Origin of the sequence: Segatella copri (assembly GCF_051861805.1) — a bacterium.
In the GTDB taxonomy this organism is placed as follows: domain Bacteria; phylum Bacteroidota; class Bacteroidia; order Bacteroidales; family Bacteroidaceae; genus Prevotella; species Prevotella copri_M.
In genome coordinates this window covers 1617978-1632282 of record NZ_CP146520.1, presented here as the reverse complement: position 1 = coordinate 1632282, position 14305 = coordinate 1617978, and the positions used below count along the sequence as shown (strand labels likewise).

Below are 14305 nucleotides of genomic sequence, written 5' to 3'. Positions count from 1 at the left end.
AAATCCCACAGATAGCACAGATTTACACAGATTCATCTTTTCTGAGAATATAAAAAAATCTGTGAAATCTGTGTCATCTGTGGGAGATTAGACTACTTCAATTTTACAGTAACAACCTGGCCTGCATACTTCACCTTCTTGCCCTTAGGCGCCTTGGCGAGGCTGATGCCCTGCTGGTTATCTCCACTAACCAATACCACGTTGAAGCGGCGCTTCTGAAGCATGCCATCAAAACTACCCTTGCGGGCACCGATGGTCAGGGTCTTCTGAGCATCATCATACAGGAAATCGATGGTAGCATACTTGCCCTTCTCGTAGTTATAGTTGGTGCCCTCATCCTCATAAAGCGTATAAGAACCGTCCTTGCCGGCATATACATAGAGGTCGATAAGCTCAGGCTTCTTCTGGTCGCTCCACTCCATTTCCGGACCGACAGGAAGGATGGATCCTTCTGGAACGAAGACTGGAATCTTCTCGTATGGCGCATCGGCTACGATGGTCTGACCACCGGCATAATGCTTGCCTGTATAGAAATCATACCAACCCTTCTGCTTAGGAAGATAAACATTGCGGCTGTACTTCTGATACTCGCCCACCGGACAAGCCATCAGGGCAGAACCGAACATCCACTGGTCCTTGATATTGTAGATATTGTCATCACCATTGAAATCCATCACCAATCCACGCATCATGGTGTAGTCCTTGAAGTGAACCATACCAGCCATGCTGTAAAGGTAAGGCATCAGGCGATAGCGGAGCTTGTCGTAGAACACGATGCTCTTGAAAGCCGGATGATCGGCTGGCGCGATGTTCCAAACCTCGCGGGTAGGCCACTGACCATGGGTGCGATAGAGCGGAACGAAGCAGCCGAACTCATTCCAGCGAGCCTGCAGCTCACGCCACTCCTTCAGGTCGGCATTTTCCTTACCGGTCTTGTCAAACTCCTGCTGGGCAGCCACATAGCGATTCTCCACGCAGAAACCTCCCTGGTCCATGCCCCAGAAAGGAAGACCAGCCATCGAATAGTTCAAACCGGCTGTCATCTGGGCACGCATATCCTCCCAGCGGGTAGCAATATCGCCCGACCAGGTGGCGGTGCTGTAGCGCTGCTCTCCTGCAAAACCGGAACGGGTCAGGAGGAAGACACGCTGGTTAGGGTTCACGCTGCGCTGACCATTATAGATGGCATCGGCATTCACGATGCTGTAGGCATTGAAATACTCGGTAGATGTACCCAGGGCAGTAGGACCCGAAAGTGCCTTACGATACCACATCGGAGTACAGTCGCGAACGTTTGGCTCTGATGCATCCATCCACCAGGCATCGATTCCGAACTTGTACTTGGAATAGAGATTCTCATCCATCTGTCGCCAGAACATCTTTCTTGCTCCGTCAGAATAAGCATCATAGAAAGAACCACGGAAGCCGAGCCAGTCGTGGATATCATCCTTGATAGCCTGATGATACATCCAGCCCTTGGCATCAAGCTCCTTATAGTTCTTCACGGTGTCGTAGAACTTAGGCCATACGGAAATCATGAATCTTCCGTTCATGGCATGAACGCTATCGAGCATCGCCTGCGGGTTCGGATAGCGTGCCGCCTCAAACTCATGGCTTCCCCAGGAATCTAGCTTCCAGTAGTTCCAGTCTTGCACGATGTTATCGACAGGAATCTTCAGGTCGCGGAACTTCTTCAGATTGTCCTCGATGTCTTTGCTGCTCTGATAGCGCTCACGGCTCTGCCAGAAACCGAGTGCCCACTTTGGATAAACCGAAGCCTTACCGGTAAGAGTGCGATAGCCCGAAATCACCTCGTCGAGGTTCTTGCCTGCAATGAAGTAGTAATCCATATCCGGCGACATCTCACTCCAGATGCTCAACTGGTTCTTTTCTGCCTCTGAACGGGGAGCAGCCACGCGGAGGCCACAATAGGAAACGTCGCCATCTGGCTGCCATTCGATGCGGATAGGAGTCTTTACCCCCTTCTTGATGGCTGCATCAAACTTATAGGAGTTCGGATTCCAGGCTGTACGCCAGCGCTCAGGTACCACCAGTTTGCCGTCGATATAAATCTTCGTGTAGCCGGCATAGTAGAGGATAAACTGATAGAAGCTGTTGGTTGGCGCCTCCACGTAACCCTCGTAAACCACCTTGGAACCATTCAGGGCAAAGCCCTTTGGCAGGTTCTGTATACCGCCCTTATCTGTCTTGTTGCAGATTTCGGAAGTCTCAGGCATCGCATACTCAAAGTAGATGCTGTCTTCGCCGCGAACTATCTTCTGTCCGTTCTTATCCACGTAAGTACCGGTGAGCTGTCCTTCCTTGCCATCCTTATCATAGAGTTTGAAGGCACGGTTCAGCTGCAGATAATCGTCAGGATTGCCCCAGCGGCAATAAGAGTAAGAATCCCAGAGGATACCATAGTTCTTGTTGGAAACGACAAAAGGCACACTCACCTTGGTGTTATACTGGAAGAGGTCTTCGTTCTTGCCCTTCATGTTGAGTTCCTCACTCTGATGCTGACCGAGACCATAGAAAGCCTCGTTGTCGGGAGAGTCGAAGAGGGCACGCCATGACCAGCCGTGCTTCTGCGCCTCAGGCACCTTGGCGATATCAACGCCAATCTCACGGTCAGGCACGGTGAAAGGCTTGAAGGTCTTTCCACCCTGCGCCACCTCGTTGAGGAGAACATTATCTTTCAAATCATAGAAAGTAATCTGACCGGTAGCCTCGTTCAAAACGGCACGCATGGCAGCTGTGGTGATGATGAGCTTGTCGCCCTGCTCCTCCACCTTGTAGTTTGCCTTGCTGTTCTGAGGCACGATAATCAGGCTCTGCTTGTTGCGGAAACTCTGCTCGGCAGTGGCCTGCACACGGATTATCTGATCGTTTACAACCTGTAAGCGAATCTGACTTGGACCATAATTCTGGTGCTCTTTCAACTGAACGGTAAGATAATTACCCTTCTGGATAAATCCTGCTGCCTGGAGGCCTGTGGCGCTCATCAGCAGCACTGCTGAAATGAATAAAGTCTTAGTTATTCTCATTCTATATTATTTAGAGGATTGTTTGTTGTATTACTTAAATCTGTTGCAAAGATACGAAATTATTCCGATTCCATGGTGTGCAAATGTTTAGGATGAGGGTACAAAATGTTAACCCGAAACAAAAAATCCCCGAAGCAGGTAAACGAGACAACATTTTAGCAGTCTTGTTTACTTGCTTCGGGGATGAAAGGATGTTATTCCTGAGCCTCCAGGTTCTTCTTGTATTGCGAAGGAGTAACGCCATACGCCTCCTGGAAATACTTGGAGAAGTAGCGAGGATTGTTGAATCCCACCTTGTAGGCTATCTCGCTGATGTTATACTCATTGGAGTGGAGCAGATGCTCGGCATACTTGATTCTCTTGGCACGAAGATACTCCGAAGGCGTGATGCCCATGAGCGAAATCATGCGCTTATATAACTGTACGCGCGAGATGCAGAGATGAGCACTCATCGATTCCACGGATGTATCAGGGTTGCTCAGGTTGTCGCGGATATAGTTGTCGATATCCTCAATCAACTTCTGGTCGGCTGCTCCCAGCACGAAGTGACCGTTGTTGAGCTGCTTCTCCTTGACCACTTCGCCCGTAGGCTTCGCCACCGTTCCCGTGCGCTTCACGAGATTCAGGAGATTCTTGAGTCGCAGGTTGAGCATGTCGATATTGAATGGCTTGGTGATATACTCATCCGCACCGCTCATCAGTCCCTCCTTGCGATGCTCATCGGCAAGACGAGCCGTCAGCATCACGAATGGAATGGAAGCAGTCTCGTCGTTCTCCTTCACCTGGCGGCAGAGTTCGTTGCCATCCATCACAGGCATCATCACATCGCTGAGGATGATATCCGGACGATGGTCGATGATCTTGTTCCAGGCATCCTGACCATTCACGGCCTCAACCACGGTATAATCGGAAAGCAGGTCGTGCATGAACTCGCGGAAGTCGTCGCTATCATCCACCAGCAGCAAGGTTGGCTTGTGTGCAGATGAATCTCCCGCAGCAGGCTGCACCTTTTTGCGGGCCATGCCATAGAGGGAAGCCGATGCATCATCTATCAGCTCCGGAACATCATTCTCCACAGCCTTATGTACCGTGGTGATGACTGGAGCCGAACGCAAGGTACCCAGATGGGCATTCACCTTGGCAGAACCATCGTCTGCGATAGGCAATTCTACCACGAATATCGAACCGCCTGCTTCGTTGTCACTCACAGAAACCATTCCACCATGCAGCTCGGCATATTTCTTCACCAGGTTGAGTCCGATGCCACTGCCTCCGGCAGGCTGCATCTCGGTGCCGTTCACCTGATAGAAGCGGTCGAAAACATTCTTCTTCTCTTCATCGCTGATACCCTTGCCGGTGTCAATCACATAGATGCAAAGCATATCGTGCTCACCGCCCTTCATCTCGAAACGGGTCTTGGCACGCAGCGAAACTACAATCTTGCCGCCATCAGGGGTAAACTTATAGGCATTGCTCAAGAGGTTGTTCACTATCTTGCCCACCTTATCCACATCCACCGTCATGTTCAGCTTAGGGAATTCCGATTCGAACTCCAGCGTCACCTTGTTGTTGGCAAGGATACGGAAGGAAGCACAGATATTATCCACGAAACTCACTATTTCCGTTTGCGAAAGATTCAGCTTCTCCTTGTTCTGGTCGAACTTGCGGAAGTCGAGAATCTGGTTCACCAGATTGAGCAGACGGGTGGCGTTGCGATGAATCAGCTCCAGCTTTCTGCGCTTGGCAGGGTCGGCTTCTTCTCTTATCATCGTCACCAGAGGCGAGATGATGAGGGTGAGCGGAGTGCGGAGCTCATGGCTCACGTTGGTGAAGAAGTTCAGCTTCAGCTCGTTCAGTTCCTTGGTCTTCTTCATACTATCTTCCATGCTCTTGCGCTCAAACTGATTACGCTGGCGTTCTATCATTCTGCGACGGTAGAGGAAGAAGGCTGCGGCTATCAGGGCGATATATACCAGGAATGCCCAGATAGAGAAATAGAAAGGTGGAGCCACATTGATTTCCAGCTCGCTGATCTCGTCGTTCACGGTTCCGTCGCCGTTCACCACCTTCACCTGCAGGATATAGCTGCCCGAAGAGAGATTGGTGAAGGTTACCTCCGGACGGTCGGCTGGTGTGAGCAGCCACTTGTCGGTGACTCCCTTCATGCGATAGAGGAAGCGGTTGCGCGATGGCACCGTCACTTCGCTGGAAGCCAGCTGGATGGTGAAGGCATTGTCCTTATAGCTCAAATCAAGACGATGGCTGGCATCGAGCGACTCCTCTAGAATCACCCTGCCTTCATACTCCTCGCCTGCCGTCAGGGCATGATCGAAGAGAACCACGCCGCTGAAGAGTGCACGCACATGGTTCTTGGCATTCTGTGCCGAACGGGGACTGATGATATTCACACCATCCTGTCCGCCGATGGCGATGTCGCCATTGCGCATCAGGCATGCCGAGCGATAGTTAAACTGGCGCTCCTGCAAGCCATCCAGCGAATTATAGTTGGTTATCTTCAGGTACCATTTGCCTTCTTCATCCTTATCTACCTTCACATGGGTAACCACAAACTCTGAAACCAGCCACATCGTATGGTTCTTGTCCTCGATGATGGAGCAGCCCACAGCTCCCGGCGTACCGTTCAGATTGTTGATGTTCTCCACCTGGTTCGACTTCAGATCATACATGGCGATGCCCGAAGGAGTAGCTATCCAGAGGAGACCGCGACTGTCTATCATCGAATAGTTAATAGATGGACTCAAGAAAGCCTTTCCGTTCGACAGCTTGCTCAAATCCGTAATCTTCCGGTCATGGAAGTCGAAGACCGACATGTTCTGCGAATGTCCCAACAGCAGCTGGTTGGCATTCTGCATGAAGAGTGAGTTGATGAAGTTGCTCGTAAGCTTGGAATTGCTGATATTGTAGGTTTCAAATTTTTCCGTATTCGGGTCGAAAATCTGGAAACCGCCGCCCAGGGTTCCTATCAGAAGCCGATGGTCGGGAGCCTCGGCAAGACACCAAACGCTGTTGTTTGCCAGTCCGCTGGTTCCGGCATGATAGGATTTCCACACGCCATGCGACAAGCGCGCCAATCCGCCATTGAAGGTTCCGAAATACAAGGTTCCATCCTTCATGGTGGTACTGCTCACCACCACTTCAGACCCCAGTCCGGTTTTGGCTCCATAGAAACGAGACGACTGGCCCGTTGTCGGATTGTATGCCACGATGCCCGCATCGTTGGTACCGCACCAGAGATTGCCGTTCAGATCCTGCGTAATGGTACATACATCGCCCAGCGGAATGGTATAGAATTTGGTGGAAGATGCAGAATAATAGTTTACTCCGTTCTTGTAGGTACCCACCCAGAGAGCATCGTTGTCATCCACGTACAACTCAGGAAGCGAGTTGTCGGAGATAGACCCCTTATCATTAGGATTGTACATAAACTGGCGGCAGATTTTCTTGGCATAGTCCAGATAAATCAAGCCATTATGGTCGGTTGCAATCCACATGTGTCCCTGCTTGTCTCTTGCCATATCACGGATAATGACTTTGCGCCCCGGATAAGCCGGCACATCAAAGCCGAAGGTGGCCAGATAGCCCTTCGCCCCGACAAACCATTTCTTCAGATTCTTGTGATACACATAGATGCCCAGATTGGTATTCACCCAATAGTTGTTCTTGCTGTCTACGAAGGTGAAGACCGAATGGTCGGTAGAGAGTCGGTTGTTAAGGATAAAACGGTCCATCCACACCACTTGCTGGGCATAGCCATCCAGTCTGCAGATCACACCATTGACGAAGGTTACCACCGCCTGTCCGTTGTCCTCGCGGATACAGCTCACCTGATAATCAGGCAGCGAACTGCGTGATTTCGTCTTGGAAAAAGGGAAGAGAAAAGCTGTCATGTTCTTGACATCCACAAAATAGATGCCCTGACCATACACACTCATCCACATGTTTTTCTTCGAGTCGATGAGCAGTTTGTAAGGAGGTCCATCCACGCCGATGGTCTTGAGCCATTCCTCTGGCTTGCGGTCGAATCGCTCCTTGTCATACTGGTAGATGCAATATCCCACCCCGGTATGAATCCACAGCGATCCGTTGATGGCCTGCTGAATTTCATCCACCGAATTGTTGGGAATGGAATTGGGATTGCCATCATCGTAGAGGAATGCCTTCATACGAAATCCGTCGAAACGGTCGAGTCCCGACTGGGTGCCAAACCATACATAGCCCTTCTGGTCTTTGAATATGGCATTCACCTGACTGTTGCTCAATCCATTTCTGTTGGTCAGACGATTAAAATCCACTGCCCCATAAGCACCGATGGCATTACAGGGCAGCGACTTCATCGCCAGCAAAAGCATCACCAGGATGCCTTTCAGAAATAGTTTTAGTTCTTGTTTCATTTTAGTTTGTTATATTTATAGGTTTATATTTTCTGATTGATATTCATCTTTCTTCCTCGTTCTTTTCCGAGCTTTCTCTGATTTTGAGAATCATCGGCACCACCTCTTTATATATCTTCTCATCGCCGTTGATGCTTCTCATCAACAGTTCGCATGCCTTGGATCCCTGCTCGTGTGCCTTATCCATGATGGCGGTGAGTCTTGGAGTAACGAAGGCAGCAGTATCCCCATCGGTAAAACCGATGATGGCCACATCCTGCGGAATGCGCAGTCCCTTTGCCTTGATGGCATCGAAGGCGGCATAGGTGATGATATCGTTGAAGGCGAGGATGGCATCAGGCGGATTCTCCCCTTCCAGCAGTCGGAGCGTAGCATTGCGTGCCACATCGAAATCGATTTTATCGCAAACCACCAGCGAGCGGTCGATAGGAATCCTGTTCTCGCGGAGAGCCTCCAGATAGCCATGCTTGCGGCGGCGCACCATGTCGAGATGGTTAGGACCACCGATGAAGGCAATGCGGCGGGAACCGGTCTCTATCATGTGCTGGGTGGCCTCCTGTGCTGCCACGTCGCCATTGCCCACCACCTGCGAGAACTTGTCTTCCAGGCAGCAGCGGGCAAAGAACACCAGCGGTATGCCCATATCATGAAGCTGCTCGAAGTGCGAATAGTCGGTGGTATCCTGCGCCAGACAGGCGATGATGCCTTCCACATGCATGTTGAGAAAGTTGTCCAGCGCCTTCGCCTCGCGCTCATGGTTCTCATGACTGTTGGCGCTGATGACTGAATAGCCCAACTTCGACGCATAATCCTCTATGCCGTCGAGCACGGCGGCATAATAATGGGTCACCAGGTTAGGTACTATCACGCCAATCACTCTCGGAGCCTCCTTTCGAAGACTCTGAGCAAAAGGATTAGGCCGGTAATTAAGCTCCTTGGCAAGTTGCTTCACCTTCTGGGTCATTTCCTCACCCACCTCGTGGCTATTGCGCAAAGCACGCGATACCGTGGCTATGCTCACACCTAGTTTATCAGCCAGGTCTTTAAGTGATGTTCTACGCTGTTTCATGAATCTCGTTCTCGATACTAGTGTATCATTTTTCTATAAGTTAACCATCTATTTATGCATCTCTTGATAAGACACAATGCAAAGATAATGCAAACGAGCGCAATGGAAGCTTGCTTTCAAATTGCCGAGTGCAGCTTATCTTATGCAAAGATAGTGATTTTATCCGAAATTGCAAACGTTTACGTGTGTTTTTTCATGGAAAAACATCATTTTTTCAATAAAAACTTGTAATTTTGCAGCCGAAAGTAATGAATAGTTGATAATAAGTTAGTTAGAAACAAAAAGCTTCAGAATGTCGGGAGGACAATCTGAAGCTATTTTTTATATATCATACTTATATTGAATTTACTTTAGACACAATACTGAATCTTCTTTAGATATAATACTCTGCCGAATCTACCAGGCCGGCTCTTAGTGCATACTTGGTTGCTTCATGCACATTGTTCACGCCCAGCTTTCGGAAGATATTCTTGCGGTGGGTGTTCACGGTATGGAAACTGGAGAATCGCTTTTCGGCTATTTCCTTGGTGGTCATACCAAGAGCGATGTCCTTCAGAATTTCGGTCTCGGTCTTGGTAAGGTTCACCTTCTCTTCCGGCTCCTGCTGCACGGGCGCCAGAAGCACCTCCATCATGCGCTGGCAGACAAAGCGGTTGCTTGCCACACAGAAACGGATGGCCTCCTTAATCTCCATCATCGGACTCTCCTTAAGAAGAACACTAAACATGCTGCTGCTGGCAATGAGCACCTTCACGAAGTCGGTACTCAAATCTTCACTGAACAAAAGCCATCGGGTATAGGGAAAACGCTGGTTGAGGATGAGGAGCTCGGCGGCATCATTGATGTCGAAGAGCGTGTAGTCTAATATCACTACCGTATTCTCGTTCTCTTTCAAGGCGAGCATCAGCTCCGTCTTGTCTTCCACGTACTTAGTCTCAAACCCTTCCATTTTCTCTATCACATAGGTCAGTCCGGCGCGCGTGATGTCCTGCTTGTCTGCTAACAGAATTTTCATGATTCAATTCTCCTATTCTTTTATGTTGTTATACTCTCTTCTATCTCTTATATGACCTGTTTTTATAAAAAGTTTGCCATGGCAGAAACGCCACAGCAAACTTATCTGTTTCTAGATACCTAGCAAAACGCTAGGTATCAACATCGTCTTTTTTTAGAATGTCATGAGGAATCCGAAGCGGATACCCCACTTATCCACGTTGGCGTGGTCTAAGTAGTTCAAGCGGCGCACATAATCGATTCCAAAGAACTTGAAGATGTTGTGCACACCTGCCACAAATTCCCAATATGGCGTATTGCCGAAGGTATAGGAATTGTTAGGGAACTGGAAGATGACGTCATCCGTAGGATTCTTCACCGGATTGTTCTTGTCAGTCAACTGTCCCCAGACTCCCTTCACTGCCACGTATTCACGCCACTTCAACTTCTTGATCAGCGGAATGCGGTTCAGGAGCTTGCCGTTCATATCCCAGGCCACCGACCAGAACACCTGGCGGTCGCTGAGGAACTCCCAGTCTTTCATCATACTGATGGTTGCCTCCTGCTCAAAGTAAGAGAGGTTGACTGGTGGCTGGACGAGCATAGTGAATGGCACCTTGTTCCACTGCATCTTGCCCACGATATTGAAATCCACATAGCCAAAGCTTCCCAGCCACTGGCGCTTGTAGATGCCCAGGCGGGTGATGTTGCTCTGATACTGACCGCCCATGAAGCCATCCAGTCCCATGGTGTGCGAGAGCATCAGTTCCGGACTATCCAGGTTGATAGGCAATCGCTGCTGCTTGGTGTTCACATAGGTGACACCCGGGTTGTAGTCAATGCCCACGGTGGCCTCCGTGGTGCGGATCTTCTTCACTTCCGTGCCGTCGAGCTTGAAATAATGAAGATGGCCCACAGGGCGGTTGCTCTGCCACTTGATGCTCGTGTCGAAGCGGAAGCCCCAATCGGTCTCGTAGGTGAAACCCAGCTTCTGGCGCTGATACAGATACATCTGGTCTTGCGTGGTGGCACGGATGGTCATAAACAGGTTGTCCTTGTTGTGCAGCAGGTTATCATCCGAAGGCGAGGTGATATCATGACCCACCTCGAAGGTGAACTTGCGCATCGGGAACTCAAACGGACTGTTCTTCTTCTTATTCAGCGAATAGGTGAAAATGTGACCGTAATACCATTCATGACTCTTCGTACCGTATGCCCCGTAACCATCCCAGAAGAAATGAGGATTCAAGGCAGCCATCGTACGTCCGGCGAGGCGCAGGCGCAAGCCATCCACGAAGTTATTGGAAATGAAGGTGTTCACCGGACCCAAGTCGAAGATGCTTCGCTTGTCGTCCTTCTGGTTCTTATGAGCCACCTCCACATAGTTCTCCATCAGCGCACGGATGCCGAAGATGATATATTTAAAGCCCTTGGAGTTCTCCATGCGATGGATAAAGCTGTCCATCGACGATTCACTCTTGGTCAGGTCCACCTGTCGGTATTTGTTCCAATAAGCCTCATCTCGGTTCATGGCATCCATATCGTGCCTTACCTTCGCCTTACCCTTGAAGAGCATCTTAGGCAGCGGGTCGAAGGCATAGTCGGTGAGTCGCGTATTGCGCACCACCAGCAGGTCCTGCAGCAGCTTGTTCATGTGCATCTCTGCTATCATATCGTCCTTGGTGAGCACCCATTCGCCATTGTCGAGCTTGGTATATTCCTGCTCTATCTTCATATCCTTCACCCAGTTCACGTCGGAATTGTGAGGCATATAGAGATTACATTTCTTCACGTGCAGACTGCTGTCGGCAAGCACATAGAGCTCGCCACGGAAGCCGAAATCCTGACTGTTGGCTGGGATAAACTGCAGGTGATAGCACAGGTCGCGCTCCACATACACCGTGTCTTCTATATAATAATGGTAGAAGCTGATGGCAGTCTTGCCGATAGGTGATGGGAACGGATACTGCAGCAGGCGCACATAGTCGTCGTAGATATCCACGTCGGTGAACACTTCCTTCAGGGCTGTGTTCAGGATCTCTCCAGTTTGGATTACCTGTCCGATACCATTGCTCTGCTGACCCTTGATGATATCCTTCTCAGTCTTCGGATCCTTGCGGTAGATGTGCTGCGAAACGGTCTCGTCGATGCTTACAGGCAGGGTGAGCTTGCCGTTGTAAGGCGAAGTCTCCACCTGGTCGAGCAGATACTGTCGCTTGCTGAAGAACTTGCTCTCCAGCTGTTCCTTGCTCAGGTCGTTGAGGGCGAGGGTGATTTTCTGATATTTATCATATTGATAATAATCATGGTTGCTCAGGTCGCTCTTCTTCTTGGCAGCGATGACACGGCGCATGAGTTCCACGGCAGGATTATCCTTGCGCTTGTATCTGCCTTTCTTCGATTTCACGACCACTTCGCCCAGTTTATGGGTATCATCCTTGAGTTTCACCTCGATGAAGTTGGTCTTCTCGTCAATCTTCACGGTCTGGGTTTTGTAGCTCAGCGCGCTCACGGTGAGCACCCATGCAGGATGCTTCTCGATGGTGAACTTACCTTCTCCATCACTAGACACGCCGATCTTGTGGCCCTTGTACTGCACACTTGCATAAGGCACCGCAAAGCCATCATCATCGATGACCCTTCCCGTTATCTTCTGCTGCGCCATCATCTGCAGGGTAGAAACCATGAAGAGGATGAGCATGAAATACAATTTTTTAATACCTTTCATTACCTTTATTATATATAGGGGCTTGCAGCCCGTTATTAATTCATACTGGTTTTCGGGCTGCAAAGTTATAAATAATCTCTGAATTTCGATGAAAAACCGATTATATATTTCAGTTTTTTATGAGATTTTCAGAAATTCCTCCATTTCTGATAGTTTTCGGATGATTCCATCGGGGATGGATTCGTCCACCTGCTTCTCCTCCCACTGCAATCCCTTGATCCAAAGGGTATGGCAACCCAGCTTGTGGGCAGGGATGATATCCTTGCCGTAGGTATCGCCCACCACCAATACCTGAGAGGCTGGCAAATCCAAGGCACACACGCCCAGGGCGAAGATGGCAGGGTTCGGTTTGCGGACGCCCACCACGGCGGATTCTATCACATCCTTGAAATACCCGTCAATCTCCGCATCCTTCAACACCTGGTTGATATTGCCGTAGAAATTGGAAACGAGCACCATCGGATAACCCGCCTGCTTCAGATGCTCCAATACCTGCTTGTTCTCGTGCAATAAATCCAAGGTCTTGGCATTAATGTAATGCGCCATATCCACTGCAATCTGATGGATTTCTGAATCGGAAAGGGAGAGCAAAAGACTTTCTGAAGATGCATCTGAATCATTTCCAAGCTTCGCCTGCTTCTCTGCATCATCCTTTCCTGTCTCCAGCAACTCCTTTCCTGCCAGGAAATTCAATTCCAGAATCAGTTTTTCTCTGAGAATATCCTCGAAATGGAAATCTGGTGTCACGATAGGGTTCACCGCCAGGGCTCTCTCGCCATACACGTAGGCATCACGGAAAGCCTGCTTGTGGATACTCACTCCTGGCTCCACCTCTTCATCAGCAGCCACGCCGATGCCAAAGTGCTCGTAGCCCTGCCACAGCACTTCCGACCAGTGGTCGCCCCTGGTATCGAGCGTACCGCCATAGTCAAAGATAATTCCTTTTATATCTAGTTTCTTCATTTTTTCCTTTATTAATTGGTTTTCTGCTTGCGCTTCTGCTCTTCCTCGTATTCCGCCTGAATCTGCTTCAGGTCCTTGTTTCCTACCTTGATGAGCAGGATGCCGATGGCTATCCATACCAGCTCACGGATACGGGTGATAAGACCCGTGTATACGCCCAGGGCTCCCGTAAGATGCAGACCATCCACCGCCAAGGCAAGACCGCCTTCTCGGGCGCCCAACTGCATCGGAGAGAAGAAGATAAGGTTGCTGAAGAGCGATGAAAAGGCGAGAATCAGAATACTGTCTGCTATGCTGATATCTGCAGCAAACGCCTTCAGAATCAGATAAATTTCCAAGCTCTGCAACACCCTTGCCATCACCTCAAAGGAAAGAGAGGCATAGAACGTGCGCTTGTGCTGACCATGCAGTAAGGCTATCTGCGAATCAATCTGCTCCAAGGTATCCTGTTTTTCCTGCTCAAATCTCCTTGCCCAGTTCTTCACAAAAGGAATATGGGTAAGAAGGCGGATGCCCTTCTGTGCCATTCCCGTCTTGTAACCTCTTACGAAGAAATAGATGGCAAGCATGCAGAAGGCTGCGATAACGCCCAGCATAATGCCCATCGATACCCCTACGGGATACAAGGCGATATAAAGAAATACCGACAAGAACCAGAACCAGAAATGCGAGAAGATGTGCATCATCACGTAGAGAATCACCGATGATGTTGCCTTGCTCACACCCGTAAACGGCTTCAGCTCCATGATGCGGTAAGGCTCGCCGCCCATCAGTCCGCAAGGCGTGGTATAGTTCAGGGCGAATCCGCTCACGGTGAGCTTATACACTCGCCAGAACGACAGCCCCTTCACCCTGCCCTCGTCGTTGATGATAAGCCACCAGGAACAGGTGTTCACCCAATAGATCACGAGCCACAAACCGAGAATCAGCGGGAAATAGATGCCCGCCTGCTTCAGATAGCGCCAGATATCGGTATAGTCCATATCCATCGTGCAGAGCATGATGATAATGGCGATGATTCCGAACGCCATAAATATATTTCTGAACTTGTTATTCATAAATGAACTTGTTATTCACAAAAGTATTTGTTATC

General features: G+C 49.6%; 7 protein-coding genes. All 7 read right to left on the bottom strand.

Translation table 11 applies throughout. The features are described 5' to 3' along the window. Positions 1-92: 92 nt before the first annotated feature. Positions 93-3047, bottom strand: a complete 2955-nt coding sequence (locus tag V8Z93_RS06200; RefSeq protein ID WP_439432704.1) for a TIM-barrel domain-containing protein — start codon at positions 3045-3047, stop codon at positions 93-95. A 194-nt stretch (positions 3048-3241) separates the two neighbouring features. Then, on the bottom strand, positions 3242-7459 hold the full coding sequence (locus V8Z93_RS06195; protein WP_439432703.1) for a hybrid sensor histidine kinase/response regulator transcription factor: 4218 nt from the start codon (positions 7457-7459) through the stop codon (positions 3242-3244). Positions 7460-7502: 43 nt separating this feature from the next. Next, positions 7503-8528, bottom strand: a complete 1026-nt coding sequence (locus tag V8Z93_RS06190; RefSeq protein ID WP_203040560.1) for a LacI family DNA-binding transcriptional regulator — start codon at positions 8526-8528, stop codon at positions 7503-7505. 373 nt (positions 8529-8901) lie between these two features. Next, positions 8902-9543: a response regulator transcription factor gene (locus tag V8Z93_RS06185; RefSeq protein WP_218412422.1), complete on the bottom strand. Its 642-nt coding sequence runs from the start codon at positions 9541-9543 to the stop codon at positions 8902-8904. A 153-nt stretch (positions 9544-9696) separates the two neighbouring features. Next, positions 9697-12249 (bottom strand): DUF5686 and carboxypeptidase-like regulatory domain-containing protein, encoded by a 2553-nt coding sequence (locus V8Z93_RS06180; RefSeq protein ID WP_238405238.1) that lies wholly within the window; start codon positions 12247-12249, stop codon positions 9697-9699. A gap of 117 nt (positions 12250-12366) precedes the next feature. Beyond that, the gene (locus V8Z93_RS06175) at positions 12367-13212 is read right to left on the bottom strand and encodes an HAD family hydrolase (RefSeq protein WP_439432702.1); all 846 of its coding nucleotides are present in this window, start codon (positions 13210-13212) and stop codon (positions 12367-12369) included. Positions 13213-13223: 11 nt separating this feature from the next. Beyond that, entirely contained in the window at positions 13224-14270 is a 1047-nt protein-coding gene (locus V8Z93_RS06170; RefSeq protein WP_203040563.1) for a lysylphosphatidylglycerol synthase transmembrane domain-containing protein, read from the bottom strand. Positions 14271-14305: the final 35 nt, after the last annotated feature.